Consider the following 24,248-nt stretch of genomic DNA (forward strand, 5'->3'; position numbering starts at 1 on the left):
ACGAGCGGAAAAGAAAGAACATTTGTTTCTCACCGCATCGCGTTTTATAATGAAAGAATGAATTTAGACGAAAGGAGTGGATTAAGCATGTCCTATGTTCATCTTCAGGTCCACAGTGGATACAGCTTATTGAGCAGTGCAGCGAAGGTCAAGGAGCTCGTATTAAAGGCGAAAGAACTTGGCTATCAAGCGCTTGCTCTTACCGATGACCATGTGATGTATGGAACGGTTGAATTTTATAAGGAATGTAAAACACATGGCATCAAGCCGATTATCGGTTTAACAGCTTCTGTCTTCATAGATGAACAAGAGACAGAGGCTTATCCTTTGATCCTCCTTGCTAAAAACAATGAAGGCTATCAAAACTTGATCAAAATTAGCAGTGTCTTGAAATCAAAGTCAAAAACCGGCCTGAAAGAGAAATGGCTGAAAGCCTATCATCATGGCCTTATTGCCATCACACCAGGCGTATCCGGCTATATTGAAACGCTGCTGCAACATGATCAGCTAGATGAAGCAAGGGATGCAGCGATCCATTTAAAAGATCTTTTTGGTGAGGAACATGTGTATTTAGCCGTTCAGCCGTTCCAGCAGGACGAAGAGCTGTCTCATAAGCTCAGGGAACTCTCAAAAAGGGCGAACATCCCGCTTGTGGCAACAGGTGACGTCCACTATATCCATCAAGAGGACAAAACCGCATATACATGTTTAAAAGCCATTAAAGCAGGCCAGCAGTTATCAGAAATTGAGGAAGACCAAGGAGACAAGCATTTCAGATCGATCGAAGAAATGATGAAGTGGTATGGTGATGATCCAAAATTGCTGGCAAGAACGGTTGAGATTGCAAACCGCTGCGAGGTCGATTTAAATCTTGGCCAGACGAAACTGCCAACCTATCCGACACCTGATCAATCAACAGCTGATCAGTTTTTACGAAGAGTGTGCCAAGAAGGCATGAAACGAAGACAGATTGCTTCAAATGACACATATATCAAAAGGCTTGAGTATGAGCTGAGCATCATTCAAAAAATGAATTTCAGTGATTATTTCCTCATTGTGTGGGATTTTATGAAGTATGCTCATGATCATGGCATTGTCACAGGTCCTGGCAGGGGATCAGCAGCAGGCTCTTTAGTTGCGTATGTTCTGTTTATTACAGATGTCGATCCGATCCGTCACGGGCTTTTATTTGAGCGTTTTTTAAATCCTGAACGAATCAGTATGCCGGATATAGATATCGATTTTCCTGACACGAGAAGAGATGAAATCATTTCATACGTAAAAGACAAATATGGGGATATGCATGTGGCGCAAATTGTCACGTTTGGAACACTTGCCGCAAAGGCAGCTTTAAGAGATGTCGGACGTGTGATGGGAATTGATTCAAAAGCAGCAGACCGCCTTGCAAAGCTCATCCCATCAAAGCCAGGGACGACACTGAAAGAAGCGGTGACGATCTCCTCAGAATTAAAAACACTGCTCCAGCAATCTGAAGAGCTGCAAAGAGTGTTTCAAACCGCTTTAAAGGTAGAAGGATTACCAAGACATACGTCAACACATGCAGCCGGCGTTGTTCTAAGTGAGGAGCCGCTCACACAAGTCGTGCCTATTCAAGAAGGCCATGATGGAGTGTATTTGACGCAATATGCGATGAATTATTTAGAAGATCTCGGTCTTTTAAAAATGGATTTTTTAGGTTTGAGAAACTTAACATTAATTGAATCCATTAAAAACCAGATTGAAAGACAGGAAAACGTCCACATTAACTTTAGTGACATTTCATATGAAGATCAGAAAACGTTTGATTTGTTATCAGCGGGAGATACAACGGGGATTTTCCAGCTCGAATCACAAGGTATGCGTCAGGTGCTGAGACGACTGAAACCTTCTAGTCTAGAAGATATCGTGGCTGTCAATGCCTTATACCGCCCGGGTCCGATGGAGAATATCCCGCTCTTTATCGACCGAAAGCATGGCAGAGTGAAAGTCTCCTACCCGCATCCAGATTTGTATGACATCTTAAAGGATACATATGGGGTCATCGTCTATCAGGAGCAAATCATGCTGATTGCAGCAAAGATGGCAGGCTTTAAGCTGGGCGAGGCCGATCTATTAAGAAGAGCCGTTTCAAAGAAGGATAAAAAGGTGCTTGATGAAGAGCGAAGCCATTTTGTTGAAGGATGCCTAAAAAAGGAGTATCCTGTTAACATTGCAAATGACGTTTATGACCTAATCGTCAAATTTGCAAACTATGGTTTTAATAGAAGCCATGCTGTTGCATATAGCATGATCGGCTTTCAGCTTGCTTATTTAAAAGCGCATTATCCGTTATATTTTATGTGCGGTCTTTTAACGAGTGTGATTGGAAATGAAGACAAAGTGGCTCAATATTTCTATGAGGCAAAGGAAAAAGGGATATCTGTGTTGAAGCCTTCTATTAATAAGAGCGAATTTCCATTCACGGTTGAAAAAGGGGAGATCCGCTACAGCTTAAGAGCGATCAAAAATGTCGGAGTGTCAGCTGTAAAGGATATATACAGAGCAAGACAGGAAAAGCCATTTGAAGATTTATTTGATTTTTGCGCAAGGGTATCAACAAAGAGTGTCAACCGAAAAACGATTGAAGCCCTCATTTTCTCAGGGGCAATGGATGAGCTTCATCCAAATCGTGCTTCGTTATTAGCATCGATAGATATTGCGTTAGACCATGTGTCATTTTTAACACCTGAGGATCAATTGGACTTTCTTGGGGATACAACGTTCTCCATTAAGCCAAAATATGCGGAGATAGACGAACTGCCGCTTGTCGATCTCTTGCAATTTGAGAAAGAGGCACTCGGGTTATATTTATCAAATCACCCAGTACAAGCGTATCGAGATCGTTTGAGAGAGAATGGTGCAGTGGAAATCATCAGACTTTCTTCCTATATAAAGCGAAAGGTCTCAATGGGTGGTCTTTTGACAAAGGTGAAATCGATTCGGACAAAAAATGGACAATCGATGGCATTTGTCACATTCGGGGATGAAACGGGAGAAATGGAAGGTGTCGTCTTTCCAGAGCAATTTAGAAAGCTGTCCCCCTTACTTGAGGAGGGCGCAATGCTTTATGTTGAAGGCAGAATAGATGTCAGAAATGAGAGCAGTCAAATCATCGTGCAAGAAGCTGTTCTACTGGAAGAGATGGGCTCTAAAAGAAAAGAATCTGTCTACATTCGAGTCAAAGAAGAGAACCATACGCAGGAACTGCTAGAACAAGTGAAGCGAGTGATCTCCATGCACAGCGGAGAAGCAGATGTCTATTTGTATTATGAAAAGCAAAAAAAGACGATGAGACTTCCAGATGCATACAAAGTTCATGCAGATCATGCGGTCATTTTCCAGTTAAAAGAGCTGCTAGGTGAACAAAACGTTGTGATTAAATGATGACAAATCGTCTGAATATGTTTTACAATTTCACCTATTGTGTTATCATTTTAAAGATTCTGTGTATTTAAACTGCCAAGTATGTGCTTATCAACTTAGCAATTCATTAAATCATTTTCCACTTGAAGGAGTGTTCATCACATGTCATTAAGAGAAGAAGCATTACATATGCACAAAGAGAATCAAGGCAAACTCGAATCAAAATCAAAGGTACAAGTGAAAAATGCGAAAGACTTGAGCTTGGCTTACTCACCAGGTGTAGCAGAGCCATGTAAAGATATTTATGACGACACAAGCAAAGTGTATGATTATACAATGAAAGGCAATATGGTCGCTGTTGTCACAGACGGAAGTGCTGTGTTAGGGCTTGGAAACATTGGGGCAGAAGCATCTCTTCCAGTAATGGAAGGAAAAGCCGTCTTATTCAAAAGCTTTGCAGGTGTTGATGCATTCCCAATCGCACTTGCAACAAACGATGTAGACAAAATTGTTGAAACAGTGAAGCTTCTTGAGCCGACGTTTGGCGGCGTGAACCTTGAAGATATTGCAGCACCAAACTGCTTTATCATTGAAGAGCGTTTGAAAAAAGAGACAAACATTCCTGTTTTCCACGATGATCAGCACGGGACAGCGATTGTAACAGTGGCAGGACTTGTGAATGCACTGAAGCTGTCTGGAAAATCAATGTCTTCAATTAAAGTGGTTGCAAACGGCGCTGGAGCAGCAGGAATTGCGATTATCAAACTTCTTTATCATTTCGGTGTACGTGATATCATCATGTGTGATACAAAAGGCGCTATTTATGAAGGCCGTCCGAATGGTATGAATGCAGTGAAAAATGAAGTAGCTAAATTCACGAACCAAGATCGTAAAGAAGGTTCTTTAGAAGAAGTGATTGAAGGCGCAGATGTCTTTATCGGCGTTTCAGTAGCAGGTGCTTTAACAAAAGAAATGGTTGGGAAAATGGCAAAAGATCCTGTCATCTTCGCAATGGCGAATCCAAACCCAGAGATCATGCCAGAAGATGCACATGCAGCAGGTGCAAGTGTTGTAGGAACTGGCCGTTCTGACTTCCCGAACCAAGTGAACAACGTCCTTGCATTCCCTGGTATTTTCCGTGGAGCGCTTGATGTACGTGCGACACACATTAACGAAGAAATGAAAATTGCAGCTGTTGAAGCGATTGCTTCCCTTGTATCAGATGAAGAGTTGTCAGCGGAATACGTTATCCCTGCACCATTTGATGCACGAGTAGCGCCAGCGGTAGCCAAAGCAGTGGCAAAAGCAGCAATGGAAACGGGCGTTTCAAGAATCAAAGTAGACCCAGAAGCTGTTGCAGAAAAAACAAGAAAATTAACGATTATCGGCGAGTAATCGAATTGGAAAAGTGTGCACGTTCTTTCTGAATTTGGAGGAAAAACGTGCACCATTTCCTCTCTTACACGAAATTTTTTTCATCCTAAATGAGATTTTTTTGTAGACGTTCACAATTCACATATACCAACTACTCAGCGCCCCAAACCTATACTCATTTCTCCTCAATTCCCCACTGAAAAAATTGAATGAAGGATGACAGCGTTTGACAAAAAAAGTACAATAGTTTCGGTACAGTTATGACATGTCCTATAATAGTGGATGTGCGTGTAAAGAAAAAACCCTTCAAAAAGGGAGGTAGTCATTTGTCAATCAAGAATATTTTCAGTAAAAAGAAAAAATATGCATCTGTACCCTCTGAACAGGCAAGTCAAGATGTGCCTGAAGGCATCATGACCAAATGTCCGCAATGTAAAAAAATAATGCTCACCAAAGAACTAGATAAAAATTTACGTGTTTGCATGAATTGCGGCAGACATTTGCAAATGAATGCAAATCAACGTATTGAAAGCCTTGTAGACGAAGGCACATTTGAAGAATTTAACGGTCACCTCATTTCTGAGAACCCGCTCGGTTTCCCAGGCTACGAAGAAAAGCTTCAGAAAGACAGAGAAAAAACATCTTTGAATGAAGCCATCGTAACAGGAAAAGGTGAAATTAAAGGTCAAAGTGCTGTCATTGCTGTCATGGATGCCACGTTCCGTATGGGCAGCATGGGCTCAGTTGTTGGTGAAAAGATTACATTAGCTATTGAGAAAGCAAAAGCGGACAAGGTGCCATTTATCATCTTCACTGCATCTGGAGGAGCAAGAATGCAAGAGGGGATTCTTAGTCTAATGCAGATGGCAAAAACAAGTTCAGCATTAAAGCTGTTCAGCGAGGATCAAGGTCTGATTATCTCTGTGATGACCAATCCGACAACTGGCGGTGTATCAGCTAGTTTTGCGTCTCTCGGTGATTACAACTTTGCAGAGCCTGGTGCATTAATTGGTTTTGCTGGTCGCAGAATCATTGAACAAACCATTCGTGAAGACCTACCAGAGGACTTCCAAACGGCTGAATTTTTAATGAAGCATGGTCAGCTAGATGCTGTGATTCACCGTGCAGAAATGAAAGAAACATTAGGCCAAATCTTAGCATTACACAGCACAGGAGGTGAACGAGAGTGGCTGGAGAACTAGAATTTGAAAAACCTGTCATTGAACTTCGAGCGAAAATTGATGAATTGAAAAAGTTCACACAAAACTCAGAGATGGATTTAAGTGCGGAAATTGAGCGCCTTGAAACGCGTCTGAGTAAGCTTGAAACAGACATTTATACAAATTTAAAGCCGTGGGACAGAGTGCAAATTGCTCGTCATGCGATGCGCCCAACAACTCTCGATTACATTCAAGAGCTGTTTGATCACTTTTTCGAATGTCACGGTGATCGTTTTTATGGCGACGATGAAGCCATCGTTGGAGGAATTGCCACGTTTAAAGGACTTCCTGTCACAGTCATTGGCCATCAGCGCGGAAAAGACACAAAAGAAAACTTGCGCCGTAATTTCGGGATGCCGCATCCAGAAGGTTACCGTAAAGCATTGCGCTTGATGAAACAAGCAGATAAATTTAATCGTCCAATCATTTGCTTTATTGATACAAAAGGAGCTTATCCTGGTAAAGCAGCTGAAGAACGCGGGCAAAGTGAAGCAATTGCGAAAAACCTTTTCGAAATGGCAGGACTTCGTGTACCGGTTGTCTGTATTGTCATTGGAGAAGGCGGAAGTGGCGGAGCACTAGGCTTAGGCGTAGGAAACCACCTATTTATGCTAGAGAACTCAACATATTCAGTGATTTCACCTGAAGGTGCAGCAGCACTGCTCTGGAAGGACTCATCACTTGCGAAAAAAGCTGCAGAATCAATGAAAATTACCGCTCCAGACCTAAAAGAATTAGATATTATAGATGATGTTATTAAAGAAGTGCAAGGTGGAGCACACCGAGACGTGAAACAACAAGCAGCCTACATTGAAAAAACATTAAAACAGTCACTTACATCTTTGCTCAAACAATCGCCTGAAGAATTAGTCGAACAAAGATATCAAAAATACAAAGCAATCGGCAAAGTATCGATTGAAAATCAATATATTGGGGTAAACTAAATAAACGTACAGCCTTTTGGCTGGCGTTTATTTTTTTCGTCTTTTTTCATCAAAACGATCTGATGTAAGCGCTATTTGAAAATAATTTTCTTTTGTTTTCATAAAATTTGAAACGTCTGAAAACGTTGATTTGACAAGGTTTAGAGGACTTGAAACAACTGTTTTTTGAACAAAGTGCTTTCATGACTTTCTTAACTTTTGTTTAAAAACATTTTATTTAATTGTATAATAAGTACGGTTTTAGAAATTCGTATTGAAAACATCCGGTTTTGCTCATGATTGTTTTCAAGCAGTGGAAATGGTATGTTTAATTCATATATGGTCTCTGAGGTGAAAAAGATGAAGCGTATAGGAGTTTTAACGAGCGGTGGGGATTCCCCAGGAATGAATGCAGCTGTGCGCGCAGTTGTAAGGAAAGCAATTTACCATAATGTAGAAGTTTACGGTATTTATAATGGATATTCAGGTCTAATTAACGGTAAAATTGAGAAACTCGAAATAGGTTCAGTAGGCGATATCATTCATCGTGGAGGAACAAAACTTTACACGGCAAGATGTCCTGAATTCAAGACAGTTGAAGGTCGTGAAAAAGGGATTGAGAACTTAAAAAAATTCGGTATTGAAGGACTTGTTGTCATCGGTGGAGATGGCTCATTCATGGGAGCGAAAAAATTAACAGAGCTCGGTTTTCCATGTGTAGGTGTTCCCGGCACGATTGACAATGACATTCCAGGTACTGATTTCACTATTGGCTTTGATACAGCACTAAATACAGTCATTGATGCCATTGATAAAATTCGTGATACAGCCACATCTCATGAACGTACATACGTAGTGGAAGTAATGGGAAGACATGCGGGGGATATTGCCCTTTGGTCAGGTCTTGCAGGCGGAGCTGAATCGATTTTGATTCCTGAAGCAGACTATGACATGGACGAAATTATTGCCAGATTGAGAAGAGGACATGAGCGCGGCAAGAAGCACAGTATCATCATCGTCGCAGAAGGCGTAGGCAGCGGTGTCGAATTTGGTAAGAGAATTGAAGAGGAGACAAGCCTTGAAACGCGTGTATCTGTCTTAGGACATATTCAGCGTGGAGGTTCTCCAAGTGCGTTTGACCGAGTGCTCGCAAGTCGCTTAGGAGCGTATGCAGTAGAACTTCTTCTTGAAGGAAGAGGCGGACGCTGTGTAGGCATTCAAAGCAACGAACTCGTTCATCACGATATTTTAGACATCTTAGATAAAAAGCATACAGTCGATCAAAATATGTACCGACTTTCACAAGAGCTCTCTATATAAAACGAGAAGACCTTAGGAGGAACAGTAATGAGAAAGACAAAAATCGTTTGTACAATCGGTCCAGCAAGTGAAAGCATTGAAAAGCTGACTGAATTGATTGAAGCAGGAATGAATGTAGCCAGACTAAACTTCTCTCATGGAGATTTTGAAGAGCATGGTGCACGTATTGAAAACATTCGCAAAGCAGGTAAAACTTTAGGCAAGGACATTGCGATCCTTCTTGATACAAAAGGTCCAGAGATCCGTACACGTACAGTTGAAAACGGCTCAATTGAGTTAGTTGCTGGTGCTGATCTTATCGTGAGTATGGAAGACATTGTGGGAAACACTGAAAAAATCAGTGTGACGTACGAAGATTTAATTCATGATGTAGAAGTGGGCTCAACCATTTTATTAGATGATGGTCTGATTGGTCTAGAAGTAAAAGAGTTAAATAAGGACCGAAAAGAAATCGTCACAAAAGTAATGAATACAGGCACACTGAAAAACAAAAAAGGTGTCAACGTACCGGGTGTGAGTGTGAACTTGCCGGGTATTACAGAAAAGGATGCCAATGATATTCTGTTCGGAATTGAACAAGGTGTCGATTTCATCGCAGCTTCTTTTGTGAGACGAGCTTCTGATGTTCTTGAAATTCGTGAGCTGCTTGAAAAGAACAACGCAGCTGACATTCAAATCATTCCGAAGATTGAAAACCAAGAGGGCGTTGATAACATCGATGAAATCCTTGAGGTATCAGATGGACTGATGGTCGCGCGTGGAGATCTTGGTGTAGAGATTCCGGCAGAAGAAGTACCACTTGTTCAAAAAATGCTAATCAAAAAATGCAACCGTTTAGGCAAGCCTGTCATCACAGCAACTCAAATGCTGGACAGCATGCAGCGTAACCCGCGTCCAACTCGTGCAGAAGCAAGTGACGTGGCAAATGCTATTTTTGATGGTACAGATGCGATCATGCTATCTGGTGAAACAGCAGCAGGAACATATCCAGTTGAAGCTGTGCAAACAATGCACAACATTGCCTCACGTTCAGAGGAAGCACTTAACTATAAAGCAATCCTTTCTCGCAGAAGCGAAGAGGTAGAGGTCAGCATTACAGATGCGATCGGTCAATCTGTTGCGCACACAGCTATGAAGCTTGATGTGGCAGCGATTGTGACACCTACTGAGAGTGGTCATACAGCAAGAATGATTTCAAAATATAGACCTAAAGCACCAATCGTTGCAGTCACAGCAAACGAATCAGTGGCAAGAAAACTTTCACTCGTATTCGGTGTATTTGCGAAGAGTGGATCAAATACATCATCTACTGATGAAATGCTAGAGAATGCAGTAGAAAAATCTATTGAATCTGGCTATGTAAGACATGGCGACTTGATTGTCATTACAGCTGGTGTACCGGTTGGAGAAGCTGGTACAACGAACTTAATGAAAGTGTATGTTGTCGGTGACATCATTGCGAAGGGTCAAGGAATTGGCCGCAAATCTGCATTTGGACCGGTTGTTATTGCACAAAGCGGAAAAGAAGCAGAGGAAAAAATGTATGATGGTGCTATTCTTGTCGCAAACTGCACAGATCGTGATATGATGGGTGCTTTAGAAAAAGCGTCTGCCCTTATCACAGAAGAAGGCGGTCTAACAAGCCATGCAGCAGTCGTTGGGCTTAGTCTTGGAATTCCAGTGATTGTCGGTCTTGACAGTGCCACAACACTTCTAAAAGAAGGCGAAGAGATTACAGTAGATCCAGCACGCGGAGCGATCTACAAAGGCCGTGCAAGCGTCCTTTAAATCACACACGAGGGGAGTTATCTGACTCCTCTCTTTTTTTATGTTACACTAAAAAAAGTAAACAGCTTTCGATGAAAGAGACCCCATGAGGTGATATGGCTTGAAAAAATATTTTCTACTATTATTGATTCTGTTTCCGGCAGTGGAAATTAGTTTATTTTTAATCTCAAGTAACATCATTGGTATTTTACCAACGATGCTATTCATTGTGCTAACAAGCGCATTAGGTGCTTACTTTGCAAGAAAACAAGGAATAGAAGCATTTCAGAAAGTGCAGCGAGATTTACAGTATGGCAAAATGCCAGGGGCCACCATTGTCGATGGCTTCTGCATTCTGATTGGCGGGTTGCTGCTGCTCATACCTGGATTCCTTTCTGATCTGATTGGGGCTGTGCTGCTCATTCCCATGACAAGAAAACGGATCAAACCGCTCTTTGAGCGCTGGCTTAGAAACATGTCCAATCGCAAACGCTATACGATTATACGCTAAAGAGACCTTCGCATCAGGTCTCTTTTACTTTTGCGCACCATACCGAATGTACTGATAAAGGTCTCTGAAAACCCCTGCATTACGAAACGCCTGCCAAACGACAAGAGAAGCGGGACCGAGTGCAAGTCCAAGAAAACCAAAGCATTTTAACCCGACAAACAGCGCCACAAGTGTTGCTAAAGGATTAAGACCAATTGATTTACTTAAGACTTTTGGCTCTGATATTTGTCTTTGAATGAGCACCACAATATACAAAATGCCTAGTCCAATGGCGAGTGAAAGATTTCCTGTCATGGCGGAGTAAATGATCCACGGAAGAAAAACCGTGCCACTCCCGATGTAAGGAAGTAAATCAACTAGACCAATACATAGAGCAATCACAATCGCATGCTCGACCTTTAAGATGAAAAGTCCAATCAGCACGATCCCAATGGTCATGGCAACAAGGAGAAGCTGGGCTTTCATAAAGCCAGAAATGGCTTTTTTGATTTCAGATAAAATGGCACGTGTATGAAGCATCCATTTGGCGGGAAAGATACGAGAACCATATTTTTTTAACGTAAACCAATCTTTTGTGATAAAAAAAGTCGCTAGTGCGGAAAATAAAAGCGTCGCTGCTGCATCAGGCAAAAGACCTAAAAAAGCTGGAATGAATTCAAGAGTTTTTGAAAGGAAAGTCCCGATTTTTGCCGCTGCTTCGTCACCAAGTGCTTGGATTTGTCCTAAAATCGATTCCTTTTGACCTGCTTGAAGTGTATTAAATTGAGCAGTCAAATCATGATATAAAGGCAAAATCTGATCTGTGAAAAAACGTTCCACGATCCCAATCAGTTGATCAAGATGACCTGGCAGGACCTTTGCTAAATAAGCACTTCCTGAAATGATTTCAGCCACTAAAAGTGTCATGAATCCGGCTGCTACCACTAAAAAGAGTAATAGCACAATGATGACAACAAAACCTCTTGGCATCCCGGTCATGTTTTCGATTTTGCATACGGCTGGATGAATCAAACACGACACGGCAAATGCAATCCAAAATGGATATAAAAACGGAAAAGACTGATATAAAAAAACAACCGCACAAACGGCGATGCTGAAAATCATCAAACTTCGCAAAAAAATGGCCACATACGTGTGATTCACACAATCCCCTCCAAAAAACAAGCATGTCCGATACTTCATTTTATTCAAAAAGATTAGTAATATGAAAAGGTCGCAATAAAAAGAAAGAAAGGAGCGGCGTATGTTTACTCAAGCAAATTTGTTTTTGGTTCTTTTACTCGTTATTGCACTTATTGCAAAAAACAATTCGTTAATTTTAGCGGTCTCTGTGCTGATTGCCATTAAGCTGATTGGCCTGGATCAAAAAATATTCCCGGTTCTGCAATCAAAAGGTATCAATTGGGGTGTGACGGTCATCACGATCGCTGTGCTTGTTCCGATCGCAACAGGGGACATTGGATTTAAACAGCTTGGAGAAGCAATGAAATCTTCCTATGCTTGGATAGCTCTTGGAGCGGGTATATTAGTAGCATTAATTGCAAAAAACGGCATTGTGCTACTCGAAAACGATCCGCATATCACAGCGGCACTTGTATTCGGTACGATTTTGGCAGTCAGCTTATTCAAAGGTGTGGCTGTTGGCCCGCTGATTGGTGCTGGAATTGCCTATTTAGCGATGCAAGCAGTGAAATTTTTCAGCGGTTAAAAAGAGAGTGGCTCATGCCACTTTCTTTTGATTTTTTTTCTGGCGTGAGCTTTTGCAAAAAAACATAATTAAATATATTAAAAGAAGCAAAATCCCTTTATTCCATGCCCGAACCGGAAGGCTGGAAAAAAAAATATCAAAAAAAATTATAGTTAAACATTTAACAAATGTCTGATTATTGTTTATAATGGGAATAGGCTTAATTTTGAACTCATTGATCAAACACGAGATATGAGGCTAAAAGCGCTCTAACCGTATAGGTAAATGTAAGCATTTTCTTTTCTAAACCTGCCAGCCTATTTTGGTTGGATAGCGCTTTCAAAAAGCGAGAATTTTGCAACGAAGGGGAATCTTTTTAAAAAGGGGAGATTGAACATGACAGCAACAAGAGGTCTTGAAGGTATCGTGGCAACAACTTCATCCGTAAGCTCAATTATTGATGATACTCTTACTTATGTAGGGTACAATATCGATGATTTAACTGAAAAAGCGACTTTCGAAGAAATTGTCTACCTGTTATGGCACTTAAAGCTGCCGAATGAGCAGGAGCTAAGCGAGTTAAAGCAGCAGCTCAATGAAAATGCTCATATTCCGCAAGAGATCATTGAGCACTTTAAATCTTATTCGCTGGATGGGGTTCATCCAATGTCTGCGATTCGTACAGCGGTATCCTTATTAGGTTTACTTGATGACGAATCAGAGATTATGGACAAAGAAGCGAATTACAGAAAAGCCATTCGCTTACAAGCGAAAATTTCTGGACTTGTCGCTGCATTCTCACGTATTCGAAAGGGACTTGAGCCTGTACAGCCAAAAGAAGAATACAGCTATGCTGCAAACTTCTTATATATGCTAAACGGCGAAGAGCCTTCACCAGTAGAAATTGAAGCGATTGATAAAGCGCTCATTCTACATGCGGATCACGAATTAAACGCATCGACATTTACAGCACGTGTATGTGTTGCTACACTATCAGATATCTACTCTGGTGTAACAGCGGCTATCGGCGCATTGAAAGGACCACTTCATGGCGGCGCAAATGAAGGCGTAATGAAGATGCTGTCAGAAATTGGCGAAGTTGAAAACGTAGATTCCTATATTCATGGTAAGCTAGAGAAGAAAGAGAAAATTATGGGCTTTGGCCACCGCGTTTACCGCCAGGGTGACCCGCGTGCAAAACATTTAAAAGAAATGAGCCAGCGCTTAACAAATCTCACAGGCGAGCCAAAATGGTATGAAATGTCTGTACGCGCAGAGGAAATCGTGACATCAGAGAAAAATCTTCCACCAAATGTTGATTTTTATTCTGCTTCTGTCTATCACAGTCTTGGGATTGATCATGACTTGTTTACACCAATTTTCGTGATCAGCCGATTCTCTGGATGGATTGCTCACATTTTAGAGCAATATGACAACAACCGTCTGATCCGTCCAAGAGCTGACTATATTGGACCTGATCTTCAAACGTTTGTTCCGATCAGTGAAAGAGACTAATGTTTATAGAATAGCGGAGGCTGATCCATCTAAACCAATCAGCCTCCATATCAACAAAAAACGAATCACGTGAAAAACTTCTTGGCTTGCAGACATCAAGCTTGGAAGTTTCAAATATTCACTACATAACCTGGGAGGTAATATCATTGTCACAAGGCGAAAAAATTACAGTTACTGGCGGCGTATTGAATGTACCAAATAATCCAATTATCCCGTTTATCGAAGGGGACGGAATCGGTCCTGACATTTGGAAAGCAGCATCAAGAGTTCTTGAAGCAGCTGTAGAAAAAGCATATAAAGGTGAAAAGCAAATCACTTGGAAAGAAGTATATGCAGGTGAAAAAGCTTATAATAAAACGGGCGAATGGCTTCCAGAGCAAACACTTGAAGACATTCGTGAATATTTAATCGCGATCAAAGGACCACTGACAACACCAATTGGCGGAGGAATCCGTTCATTGAACGTGGCACTAAGACAAGAGCTTGATTTATTCACATGCTTACGTCCAGTTCGCTGGTTCCAAGGCGTACCATCTCCTGTGAAACGTCCAGAAGACACAGACATGGTCATCTTTCGTGAAAACACTGAAGATATCTATGCAGGAATCGAGTATGCAAAAGGATCAGACGAAGTGAAGAAGTTAATCGACTTCTTGAAAAACGAATTAGGTGTGAATAAAATCCGTTTCCCAGAAACATCAGGTATCGGAATCAAACCAGTTTCTGAAGAAGGAACATCTCGTCTTGTCAGAGCAGCGATCCAATATGCGATTGACCAAGGCCGTAAATCTGTGACACTTGTTCACAAAGGAAACATCATGAAATTTACAGAAGGAGCCTTCAAAAACTGGGGCTACGAAGTGGCTGAAAAAGAGTTTGGCGACAAAGTCTTTACATGGGCACAATATGATCGTATTGTAGAACAAGATGGAAAAGATGCGGCAAACAAAGCGCAAAGTGAAGCAGAAGCTGCTGGCAAAATCATTGTCAAAGACAGCATTGCAGATATTTTCCTTCAACAAATTTTAACTCGTCCAGCTGAGTTCGATGTTGTCGCAACAATGAACTTAAACGGAGACTACATCTCTGATGCACTTGCAGCACAAGTTGGTGGAATTGGTATCGCACCTGGTGCAAACATCAACTACGAAACAGGACACGCTATTTTTGAAGCGACTCACGGAACAGCACCGAAATATGCTGGTCTTGATAAAGTGAATCCATCTTCTGTTCTTCTATCAGGCGTGCTTTTACTTGAGCACCTTGGATGGCAAGAAGCTGCTGATCTAGTGATTCAATCTGTTGAAAAAACAATTGCATCTAAAGTCGTCACGTACGATTTTGCTAGATTAATGGACGGTGCAACAGAAGTGAAATGTTCTGAGTTTGCTGACGAGCTCATCAAAAACTTGTCTTGATTCTTAAACTTTAAAGTTAAAGGGGAAAAAGGAAATGGCAAACAAGCGTAAAAAAGTATCTGTCATCGGAGCAGGCTTTACTGGAGCAACTACAGCATTTCTAACAGCTCAAAAAGAATTAGCGGATGTCGTATTAGTGGATATCCCTCAGCTTGAGAACCCGACAAAAGGGAAGGCACTTGACATGCTGGAAGCAAGCCCTGTTCAAGGCTTCGATGCGAATATTACAGGAACTTCTAACTACGAAGATACAGCCGGTTCTGATGTCGTGGTCATTACGGCAGGAATTGCAAGAAAGCCGGGAATGAGCCGTGACGACCTCGTGTCAACAAATGAAAAAATCATGCGCAGTGTGACACGTGAAATCGTTAAATATTCTCCAGAAGCGATCATTGTTGTGTTAACAAACCCTGTTGATGCAATGACATATGCAGTTTATAAAGAATCAGGATTACCAAAAGAAAGAGTCATCGGACAATCAGGAATTCTTGATACAGCACGTTTCCGTACGTTCGTTGCTCAAGAATTAAACCTATCTGTGAAAGATGTGACGGGCTTTGTTCTTGGCGGACATGGGGACGACATGGTTCCTCTTGTACGTTACTCTTATGCAGGCGGTATCCCGCTGGAAACATTAATTCCTAAAGAGCGAATTGATGCAATTGTTGAAAGAACAAGAAAAGGCGGCGGTGAAATCGTCAACCTATTAGGTAACGGTAGTGCATATTATGCACCTGCTGCTTCACTCGTTGAAATGGTTGAGGCGATCTTAAAAGATCAACGCCGCGTCATGCCGACGATTGCATACCTTGAAGGTGAATATGGCTACGAAGGCATTTACCTTGGAGTTCCAACAATCGTAGGTGGAAACGGCCTTGAGCAGATCATCGAGCTTGAGCTGACAGAAGAAGAAAGAAGTCAGCTTGACCGTTCTGTTGAATCTGTAAAGAACGTCATGAAAGTATTGTCTTAATATGAATAAAAAAGAAGGCTTCTCGTAAGAGAAGTCTTCTTTCAGATTGTTGACAAAGGGCTAAAATGTTGTTTATTTTAGCCCTTTGTCTTCTTTTCAGCGTGATAGAAAACCTTTGCAGTCTAGGAAGGGCGAGTACTGGCGCGGAGCGAATTTGACATTCGTGAGCACCAGCGCGCAGGACTGACACCGAATGCGAGGGTTTGTCTACACGCTGAGAAGGCTTCTCGTATGAGGAGTCTTCTTTTTATTTACAAAACCAATCTTGTCGAAATTTTAAATTGTTCTCTTGTTAAGCTTTCGTTAAAATGAAAGAGAAAGCATGACTTCTCGCTTTTCACATAAGATACAAAAAACCGGATGCAGGGGAAATCACTAATTGGAGGCACAACATGAATAAAAAAATATTAGTTGTGGATGATGAAGAATCAATTGTAACACTTCTAAGCTATAACCTTGAAAGGGCGGGCTACGATGTCGTCACAGCAAAAGACGGAGAAGAAGCGCTTGAAAAAGCAGCAAGTGAACAGCCTGATCTGATTGTGCTTGATTTAATGCTTCCGAAAATGGACGGCATTGAAGTGTGCAAACAACTGAGAATTCAAAAAATGATGTTCCCTATTTTAATGCTGACAGCAAAGGACGATGAATTTGATAAGGTGCTCGGTCTTGAACTTGGAGCCGATGATTACATGACAAAACCTTTCAGTCCTAGAGAAGTGGGTGCTCGGGTAAAAGCCATTTTGAGAAGAGCACAGCAATCTCAGCCGGCTCCCGTGCAAGAAGAGAAGGAAGAGATCATTGCAGACCAAATCAAAATTGGAGACCTGCGCATTTTACCTGAACATTACGAAGTCTATTTCCAAGAAGAACGTCTAGAGCTCACGCCAAAGGAGTTTGAACTGCTTCTTTATTTGGCTAAGCATAAAGGCCGTGTCTTGACGCGTGATCTATTGTTAAGTGCGGTTTGGAATTATGACTTTGCAGGTGATACTCGTATTGTGGATGTGCATATCAGCCACTTGCGGGACAAAATTGAAAAGAACACGAAAAAACCAACATATATTAAAACCATTCGAGGCTTAGGCTACAAATTGGAGGAGCCAAAGCCAAATGAGTAAAGTGAGAACCCGCCTTTTTTCTGGGCTCATTTTTCTCCTGTTTATTGTGTTTGTTGCGCTTGGTCTTTTCTTGGATCATATGTTTCATATTTTCTATGAAACAAAATTAACCGAACGAATGGAAAAGGAATCGAGTTTTCTCCTTTCTTCAATGAATGTTGAAGATTTGAACGCGGAGCAAAACAAGAAGATTCTCAATCAAGCAAAGCAGCATCTCGATATGAATGCGTCGATTGTGGACGTGAAGGGGAATATCATACATACAACGGGTCAAGCAGAACAAAGGGCTGTCATTTTAAACACACTGAAAAGTGAGCAGCTCCAAACAAAAGGAACGTTCATTGAGGATGAGAAGGATGCGCTGTTTCATTATGCAGTTCCAATGATGAAACAAAACGAACCGGCGGGATATTTATTTCTTCATGCTTCATTCCAGCCTTTGAATGAGATTGATGGTCAGCTCTGGCTTGCATTAGCCTTTTGTCTTGGTTCAGCCATCATTATCATCGTCTTTTTTGGCTATCGCATGTCGATGAAGTATGTAAAGCCGATTGATTATGCCACAAAGGTGGCCAAACAGCTTGAACGAGGGAACTATGATACAAATAACTATGAAGAGCTGATCATTGAAACAAGTGAACTCAATACATCAATGAAGCGTCTGGCAGAAAGTCTTCAAGACATGACAAGCGCTGGCGAAATGCAGCGAGATCGTCTGCAAACAGTCATTGAAAACATTGGAGCGGGGATTATTTTGATTGATAAAATGGGCTATATCCACTTAGTCAATCGAACATTCCGCAAGCAATTCAAAGTGCAAAAACACATTTACATGCACAAGCTGTATCATGAAGCCTTTACCCATGAAGAGATTATTGAATTAATAGACGAAATTTTCATGACAGAAACCAAGGTCCGAAAGTTCTTACGTCTCGCTGTTGACATCGAGCGGCGTTATTTCCAAGTCGATGGTGTTCCGATCTTAAGTACGGACGATGAATGGAAAGGAATTGTTCTTGTCTTTCATGATGTGACAGAAACAAAGCAGCTAGAACAGATGCGAAAAGACTTTGTCGCTAACGTGTCACATGAATTAAAGACACCGATCACGTCAATTAAAGGCTTTTCTGAAACACTTCTTGATGGTGCCATTGACGACAAAGAAGCGCTGACACAATTTTTGTCTATCATCCTAAAAGAGAGTATTCGTTTAGAAACGCTCATCCAAGACTTACTTGATCTCTCGAAAATTGAACAGCAGCATTTTAAGCTGAATATTCAAGAAGCCAATGCGACAGAAATCATTCAAGAGATTGAAGTGCTGCTAAAACAAAAGGCTGCTGAAAAAGGCATTGACCTACAAGTGCGTGTCCCGAAAGAGCCGGTCTATGTCATGGCAGATCCGCTGAGATTAAAACAAATTTTCCTCAACCTGATCAATAATGCCCTCACCTATACACCAGAGGGAGGAAATGTCACGATCACAGCAAGACAGAGGAAAGGCAGCTATGAATTTGATGTAGCAGATACAGGGATCGGTATGAAAAAGAGTGAAATTCCAAGAATATTCGAGAGATTTTATCGAATTGATAAAGATCGAAGTAGAAACTCAGGCGGTACAGGGCTGGGTCTTGCCATTGTCAAACACCTTGTCGAAGCACATGAAGGAACGATTTCTGTTCATAGCAAACAAGGCAAAGGGACGACGTTTACCGTGAGTTTAAAGTCAAAATAGAGAAGAATGGAAAGTGGCGTTAAAATTTACATGATCTTTACAATGAATTCATGTTTTGTTAATCAATCATTGGTAGGATGAATAGGAACCCCTTCATCCAAGGAGCCAATTTTGGAAGGACGAAAACACTTGTTGTTTTCGTCCCTTTTTTATGCAGGCTCGTCTATTTTCTTTTCAAAATAAACTTTGATAAAATGAACATACAATGTGCGAAAGAGACGGCTGAGCCGGCTCAGTCGATGGAGGATTAAAAGATGACAGATCAAAAGAAATTAGTACTTGTGGATGGAAACAGTCTCGCTTATCGAGCCTTTTTTGCTTTGCCGCTATTATCCAATGATAAAGGCGTACATACAAATGCCATTTATGGCTTTGCGATGATCTTAATGAAGATGCTGGAAGACGAGAAGCCGACTCATATGCTCGTAGCATTTGATGCGGGTAAAACCACCTTCCGTCACGAGACCTTTAAGGAATATAAAGGCGGAAGACAAAAAACTCCGCCAGAACTATCAGAACAAATGCCGTTCATCCGTGAGCTATTAGATGCTTATCAAGTGAAAAGGTACGAGCTTCCGCAATACGAGGCGGATGACATTATCGGCACATTGGCTGTAGAGGCAGAAAAGGACGGCTTCGAGGTCAAGATCTTCTCAGGAGATAAAGACTTAACGCAGCTTTCAACAGACCATACAACAGTAGCCATTACGAAAAAAGGGATCACAGAAGTAGAATATTACACACCAGCCCATATTGAAGAGAAATACGGCCTCAGACCAGATCAAATCATCGACATGAAAGGGCTGATGGGAGACTCATCAGACAATATCCCAGGCGTGCCTGGTGTCGGTGAAAAAACAGCGATCAAATTACTAAAGCAGTTTGAAACGGTTGAAAATCTGCTTGATCATATTGACGAAGTCAGCGGGAAAAAGCTAAAAGAAAAGCTTGAAGAATATAAAGAACAAGCGGTGATGAGTAAAAAGCTGGCGACGATTCTCGTAGAAGCACCAATAGATGTGTCAAGCAAAGAGCTCGCCTATGAAGGTCCTCACATGGAGCAGGTCATCTCTCTTTATAAAGAACTGGGCTTTCAAACGCTGCTAGAGCGTTTAGGAGAAGCGCCAGAATCAGATGAACCAGTAGAAATAGACGAACTAGACGTGAAGAAAATGACAGATGTCACGGAGGACATGCTGACAGATCACGCTGCACTTGTGGTAGAACAGCTAGGAGACAATTATCACGAAGCCGATTTGATAGGGTTTGCGATCCATAATGAGAACGGTGCATTTTTTATGACAAAAGAAGATGCTCTGCAATCTGAAGCGTTTAAACAATGGGTACAGGATGAAACGAAGAAGAAATGGGTCTTTGATTCCAAAAGAGCGGTTGTTGCGCTCAGATGGCATGGTGTTGATCTTAAAGGTGTCGATAACGATGTCCTGCTCGCTTCCTATGTGGTCAATCCGCAGAAATCTTATGAGGACGTTGCAAGTGTGGCGAAGGAATATGGCCTAAATATTGCCCTTTCCGATGAAAAAGTATACGGAAAAGGAGCGAAACAGGCGATTCCACCTGAAGAAGAGCTAAAAGACCATCTTGGAAGAAAAGCAGCAGCGATCTCTGCGCTGCATGATTTGACCCTTGAAGCGTTAGAAAAAAATGATCAGCATGAGCTGTATGAAGATTTAGAGCTGCCACTTGCCCTCATCTTAGGTGAAATGGAATCTCTTGGGGTAAAAGTGGATGTTGAACGTCTTCAGAAAATGGGTGAAGAACTCACGAAGAAGCTGAAGGAATATGAAGAAACCATTCATCGGTTAGCAGGAGAAACATTTAACATCAATTCACCGAAGCAACTTGGTGTGATTTTATTTGAAAAATTAGGACTGCCGGTTATCAAAAAGACCAAAACAGGCTACTCTACGTCTGCGGATGTCCTTGAAAAGCTTGAAGACAAGCACGAAATTATTCGGTCCATTCTGCATTACCGTCAAATAGGAAAGCTGCAATCCACTTATGTGGAAGGCTTAATGAAAGTGACGCGCAAAGATACGCATAAAGTGCACACAAGATTTAATCAGGCACTTACACAAACAGGAAGACTAAGCTCAACAGACCCAAACCTTCAAAACATCCCGATTCGTTTAGAAGAAGGCCGAAAGATTCGTCAAGCGTTCGTCCCGTCAAAAGAAGGCTGGCTCATGTTTGCGGCTGATTATTCTCAAATTGAGCTGCGTGTACTCGCGCACATTTCTCAAGATGAGAACTTGATTGAAGCCTTTACGCAAGATATGGATATTCACACGAAAACAGCCATGGATGTGTTCCATGTGTCAGAAGAAGAAGTGACTTCCTCTATGAGAAGACAGGCCAAAGCTGTCAACTTCGGAATCGTGTATGGAATTAGTGATTATGGACTGTCTCAAAACCTTGGGATTACAAGAAAAGAAGCAGCGGCCTTCATTGAACGTTATTTAACAAGCTTTAAAGGCGTGAAAACCTATATGGAGGACATCGTGCAGGAAGCAAAACAAAAAGGGTATGTGACCACGCTTCTTAAACGTAGACGATATATTCCAGATATCACAAGCCGTAATTTTAATGTGAAAAGCTTTGCGGAAAGAACGGCAATGAACACACCGATCCAAGGCAGTGCCGCCGATATCATCAAAAAAGCGATGATTGATATGGCACGAAAGTTAAAAGAAGAGAACCTGCAGGCAAATCTGTTATTGCAAGTGCACGATGAACTGATCTTTGAAGCGCCAAAAGAAGAAATCGCCATATTAGAAAAAATCGTCCCTGAAGTCATGGAAAGCGCACTTCAGCTCGATGTGCCGCTAAAAGTCGATTTCGCTTCAGGTCCATCTTGGTACGACGCAAAATAAAGAGAGAGAAAAAGGAGCGAGGAGCATGCCGGAATTACCAGAGGTAGAAACCGTCCGGCGCACTCTTCAGCGGTTAGTCAAAGGAAAAACGATTGAAACGGTCGATATCAAATGGCCAAATATCATCAAACGTCCTGGGGAACCGGAAGAGTTCGCTAGAAGGATGGTAGGAGAAACCATTCAAGCCATTGAAAGAAGAGGAAAGTTTCTACTCTTTCATTTAGACCACTATGTGATGGTCTCCCATTTAAGAATGGAAGGGAAATACCGTGTACATGAAACTGGTGAGCCTTATGATAAACATGTACACGTCGTCTTTACGTTCACAGATCGTACCGAACTTCGGTACCATGATGTCCGTAAATTTGGGACGATGCATCTATTTCAGCCAGGCGAAGAAGAAAAAGAACTTCCGCTATCACAGCTGGGATATGAACCTTTTTCAGACTCATTTACACCAGAATATTTATGGGAGCAATTAAAGAAAACCTCCCGCGTGGTCAAAACGGCTTTACTTGATCAAAAGATTGTGGTTGGCCTTGGTAATATTTATGTAGATGAAGTGCTGTTTAAATCAGGCATTCATCCAGAAACAAAAGCGAATCAGCTAAGTCTTGAATCTTGCAAGGTGCTCCACAAACATATTATTGACACGCTTCAAGTGGCTGTTGATGCAGGAGGTAGCACCATTCGTTCCTACATCAATTCACAAGGTGATATTGGGACTTTTCAATTACAGCTTCTTGTATATGACCGGCGGGGAGAACCTTGCCAGACGTGCGGAAGTATCATAGAAAAAACAGTGGTGGGAGGGCGCGGCACTCATTTTTGTGTGACCTGCCAAAAACGCCCTTCATAAAAGTAAGCCGTCAGCATGCTTCCTTTTTGCCATGCATACGATAAAAAACATTCTTTTTTCAGCAAGGTGTAGACTGACACACAGCCCACCTGCTCTTCATATAGTGAAGAAGAGTCTAAGGACGCCTAGAGACTCTTGATCATCGTTGCATGAACAGAAAGGAAGAGTACAGGTATGATTTCGTTTTCGCTTCTGTTTTTAGCTATTGCCGTCAGCATTGACAGCTTTTCTGTAGGTTTTACGTATGGTCTTCGCAAGATGAGGATTCCATTTAAAGCCATCGTTATTATTGCTTGCTGTTCAGGAATTGTGTTGCTCATTTCCATGCTGATTGGCAGCCTGCTCACAACATTCCTCCCTGTCTCAGTGACAGATAAACTGGGTGGAGGCATCTTAATTGCCATCGGACTTTGGGTTCTGTATCAATTTTATAAACCAGCGAAAGAGCGTGATTTGCTCCTTCATGAAAAAACACTTCTCAATGTAGAAGTGCAGTCTCTTGGGCTTGTCATTCATATTTTGCGAAAGCCTACAAGTGCAGATATTGACCGCTCTGGCACCATTAATGGAATGGAAGCGGTGCTTCTTGGAATTGCTTTATCCATCGATGCATTTGGTGCAGGGATTGGTGCAGCGATTCTTGGTTTTTCTCCAATTGTCATGAGCATCACGGTCGCTGTGATGAGTTCTCTTTTTGTATGCATCGGACTGCGTGCAGGTCATTATTTGGCCAATTGGCGCTGGATCGATAAACTCGCATGCTTACCAGGGCTGTTGCTCATTTTAATTGGGGTGTGGAAGCTGTAAAGGAGGAAACGAATTGACGCTCGTCATTGGATTAACAGGCGGGATTGCTAGCGGAAAAAGCACAGTCTCGCAGATGATAAAAGAGAAAGGCATTCGGGTGGTGGATGCTGATATCATTGCAAAAGAAGCGGTTTCTAAAGGATCGGCTGCCCTTCATCAAATCGTTCAAACTTTTGGTGAAGAGGTTCTTCTGCCAAATGGTGAACTGAACCGGCAGCAGCTTGGAGCGATCATTTTTTCTGATGAAGAGAAAAGAAAAAAGCTCAATGCCATCGTTCATCCTGAAGTCAGAAAAGAAATGCTCGAGCAGCGTGATGAAGGGGTGAGCAACAATGAAACATTTGTTGTGCTTGATATCCCGCTCCTATTCGAGAGCAAGCTGGAAGGGCTAGTCGACCGCATCATCGTTGTGTACACGACGCCTGAATTGCAGCTGTCGCGGCTCATGAATCGAAACGACCTGAGCGAGGAAGAAGCACTGAATCGCATTCACTCCCAGCAGCCTCTTGAGGAAAAATGCCAAAAAGCAGACTGTGTGATAGAAAACACAAAAGATCTTGCTTTTATGAGAAAGCAATTAGAGAACATATTAAACGAATGGGAACATACAGATAAGTAAGAGTACATACAGTACTCTTCTTTTTTTATGCTTTTTTCGTCAATTTCATTGCAAAGAACAGCCCTTTTTTGAAAATATACGTTTATATACTGGCAATTACATT

General features: G+C 41.7%; 18 protein-coding genes. 17 read left to right on the top strand and 1 reads right to left on the bottom strand.

The window, feature by feature from the left end:
* The first annotated feature begins 87 nt into the window (after nucleotides 1-87).
* The 7 genes from dnaE (at nucleotide 88) to ACTJKA_RS09185 (ending at nucleotide 10,517) form a co-directional block, all read left to right on the top strand.
* Complete coding sequence (gene dnaE / locus ACTJKA_RS09155; RefSeq protein WP_440607699.1) at nucleotides 88-3,423, top strand: DNA polymerase III subunit alpha; 3,336 nt, start codon at nucleotides 88-90, stop codon at nucleotides 3,421-3,423.
* A gap of 141 nt (nucleotides 3,424-3,564) precedes the next feature.
* Nucleotides 3,565-4,797 (top strand): NAD(P)-dependent malic enzyme, encoded by a 1,233-nt coding sequence (locus tag ACTJKA_RS09160; protein ID WP_007501712.1) that lies wholly within the window; start codon nucleotides 3,565-3,567, stop codon nucleotides 4,795-4,797.
* Between the two features lie 305 nt (nucleotides 4,798-5,102).
* Nucleotides 5,103-5,978 (top strand): acetyl-CoA carboxylase, carboxyltransferase subunit beta, encoded by an 876-nt coding sequence (gene accD / locus ACTJKA_RS09165; RefSeq protein ID WP_336750251.1) that lies wholly within the window; start codon nucleotides 5,103-5,105, stop codon nucleotides 5,976-5,978.
* On the top strand, nucleotides 5,963-6,940 hold the full coding sequence (gene accA, locus ACTJKA_RS09170) for an acetyl-CoA carboxylase carboxyl transferase subunit alpha (RefSeq protein WP_017358272.1): 978 nt from the start codon (nucleotides 5,963-5,965) through the stop codon (nucleotides 6,938-6,940). Before accD ends, accA begins: the two co-directional genes overlap by 16 nt.
* A gap of 339 nt (nucleotides 6,941-7,279) precedes the next feature.
* A complete protein-coding gene (pfkA, locus tag ACTJKA_RS09175; RefSeq protein ID WP_017358271.1) occupies nucleotides 7,280-8,239 on the top strand; it encodes a 6-phosphofructokinase in 960 nt (319 codons plus the stop codon).
* Nucleotides 8,240-8,266: 27 nt separating this feature from the next.
* On the top strand, nucleotides 8,267-10,027 hold the full coding sequence (pyk, locus tag ACTJKA_RS09180) for a pyruvate kinase (protein ID WP_024718661.1): 1,761 nt from the start codon (nucleotides 8,267-8,269) through the stop codon (nucleotides 10,025-10,027).
* Between the two features lie 100 nt (nucleotides 10,028-10,127).
* Complete coding sequence (locus tag ACTJKA_RS09185) at nucleotides 10,128-10,517, top strand: FxsA family protein (protein ID WP_061419875.1); 390 nt, start codon at nucleotides 10,128-10,130, stop codon at nucleotides 10,515-10,517.
* Nucleotides 10,518-10,541: 24 nt separating this feature from the next.
* Here ACTJKA_RS09185 and ytvI read toward each other — a convergent pair whose 3' ends face one another.
* Nucleotides 10,542-11,660: a sporulation integral membrane protein YtvI gene (gene ytvI, locus ACTJKA_RS09190; protein ID WP_254000718.1), complete on the bottom strand. Its 1,119-nt coding sequence runs from the start codon at nucleotides 11,658-11,660 to the stop codon at nucleotides 10,542-10,544.
* Between the two features lie 100 nt (nucleotides 11,661-11,760).
* Here ytvI and ACTJKA_RS09195 point away from each other — a divergent pair, with 100 nt between their 5' ends.
* The 10 genes from ACTJKA_RS09195 to coaE all read left to right on the top strand — a co-directional run bounded on the left by ACTJKA_RS09195 (nucleotide 11,761) and on the right by coaE (nucleotide 24,145).
* Nucleotides 11,761-12,225, top strand: coding sequence for a DUF441 domain-containing protein (locus ACTJKA_RS09195; protein ID WP_007501699.1), 465 nt, complete (start codon nucleotides 11,761-11,763; stop codon nucleotides 12,223-12,225).
* A 375-nt stretch (nucleotides 12,226-12,600) separates the two neighbouring features.
* Entirely contained in the window at nucleotides 12,601-13,719 is a 1,119-nt protein-coding gene (gene citZ, locus ACTJKA_RS09200) for a citrate synthase (protein WP_008346063.1), read from the top strand.
* A 146-nt stretch (nucleotides 13,720-13,865) separates the two neighbouring features.
* Nucleotides 13,866-15,137 carry an NADP-dependent isocitrate dehydrogenase gene (icd, locus tag ACTJKA_RS09205; protein ID WP_008346060.1) on the top strand — a complete coding sequence of 424 codons (1,272 nt, stop codon included), beginning with the start codon at nucleotides 13,866-13,868 and terminating at the stop codon, nucleotides 15,135-15,137.
* Between the two features lie 34 nt (nucleotides 15,138-15,171).
* Entirely contained in the window at nucleotides 15,172-16,110 is a 939-nt protein-coding gene (gene mdh, locus ACTJKA_RS09210; protein WP_008346058.1) for a malate dehydrogenase, read from the top strand.
* A 392-nt stretch (nucleotides 16,111-16,502) separates the two neighbouring features.
* Entirely contained in the window at nucleotides 16,503-17,231 is a 729-nt protein-coding gene (locus ACTJKA_RS09215; RefSeq protein ID WP_017358269.1) for a response regulator transcription factor, read from the top strand.
* Nucleotides 17,224-18,966, top strand: coding sequence for a two-component system histidine kinase PnpS (pnpS, locus tag ACTJKA_RS09220; protein WP_213406935.1), 1,743 nt, complete (start codon nucleotides 17,224-17,226; stop codon nucleotides 18,964-18,966). Before ACTJKA_RS09215 ends, pnpS begins: the two co-directional genes overlap by 8 nt.
* Nucleotides 18,967-19,220: 254 nt before the next feature.
* Entirely contained in the window at nucleotides 19,221-21,860 is a 2,640-nt protein-coding gene (gene polA, locus ACTJKA_RS09225; protein WP_440607700.1) for a DNA polymerase I, read from the top strand.
* Between the two features lie 25 nt (nucleotides 21,861-21,885).
* On the top strand, nucleotides 21,886-22,719 hold the full coding sequence (gene mutM / locus ACTJKA_RS09230) for a DNA-formamidopyrimidine glycosylase (protein WP_046344190.1): 834 nt from the start codon (nucleotides 21,886-21,888) through the stop codon (nucleotides 22,717-22,719).
* A gap of 174 nt (nucleotides 22,720-22,893) precedes the next feature.
* The gene (ytaF, locus tag ACTJKA_RS09235; protein ID WP_007501684.1) at nucleotides 22,894-23,526 is read left to right on the top strand and encodes a sporulation membrane protein YtaF; all 633 of its coding nucleotides are present in this window, start codon (nucleotides 22,894-22,896) and stop codon (nucleotides 23,524-23,526) included.
* A gap of 13 nt (nucleotides 23,527-23,539) precedes the next feature.
* Nucleotides 23,540-24,145: a dephospho-CoA kinase gene (coaE, locus tag ACTJKA_RS09240; RefSeq protein ID WP_440607701.1), complete on the top strand. Its 606-nt coding sequence runs from the start codon at nucleotides 23,540-23,542 to the stop codon at nucleotides 24,143-24,145.
* Nucleotides 24,146-24,248 lie beyond the last annotated feature (103 nt).

Source organism: Bacillus sp. 22190 (assembly GCF_052045575.1).
Lineage (GTDB): Bacteria > Bacillota > Bacilli > Bacillales > Bacillaceae > Bacillus > Bacillus altitudinis.

Excerpts from the sequence above, each read along its gene's own strand:
- dnaE (WP_440607699.1), top strand. The coding sequence starts at position 88 with ATGTCCTATGTTCATCTTCAGGTCCACAGTGGATACAGCTTATTGAGC.
- pnpS (WP_213406935.1), top strand. The coding sequence starts at position 17,224 with ATGAGTAAAGTGAGAACCCGCCTTTTTTCTGGGCTCATTTTTCTCCTG.
- ACTJKA_RS09160 (WP_007501712.1), top strand. The coding sequence starts at position 3,565 with ATGTCATTAAGAGAAGAAGCATTACATATGCACAAAGAGAATCAAGGC.
- polA (WP_440607700.1), top strand. The coding sequence starts at position 19,221 with ATGACAGATCAAAAGAAATTAGTACTTGTGGATGGAAACAGTCTCGCT.
- mutM (WP_046344190.1), top strand. The coding sequence starts at position 21,886 with ATGCCGGAATTACCAGAGGTAGAAACCGTCCGGCGCACTCTTCAGCGG.
- ACTJKA_RS09195 (WP_007501699.1), top strand. The coding sequence starts at position 11,761 with ATGTTTACTCAAGCAAATTTGTTTTTGGTTCTTTTACTCGTTATTGCA.
- ACTJKA_RS09215 (WP_017358269.1), top strand. The coding sequence starts at position 16,503 with ATGAATAAAAAAATATTAGTTGTGGATGATGAAGAATCAATTGTAACA.
- ytaF (WP_007501684.1), top strand. The coding sequence starts at position 22,894 with ATGATTTCGTTTTCGCTTCTGTTTTTAGCTATTGCCGTCAGCATTGAC.
- pyk (WP_024718661.1), top strand. The coding sequence starts at position 8,267 with ATGAGAAAGACAAAAATCGTTTGTACAATCGGTCCAGCAAGTGAAAGC.
- citZ (WP_008346063.1), top strand. The coding sequence starts at position 12,601 with ATGACAGCAACAAGAGGTCTTGAAGGTATCGTGGCAACAACTTCATCC.
- mdh (WP_008346058.1), top strand. The coding sequence starts at position 15,172 with ATGGCAAACAAGCGTAAAAAAGTATCTGTCATCGGAGCAGGCTTTACT.
- pfkA (WP_017358271.1), top strand. The coding sequence starts at position 7,280 with ATGAAGCGTATAGGAGTTTTAACGAGCGGTGGGGATTCCCCAGGAATG.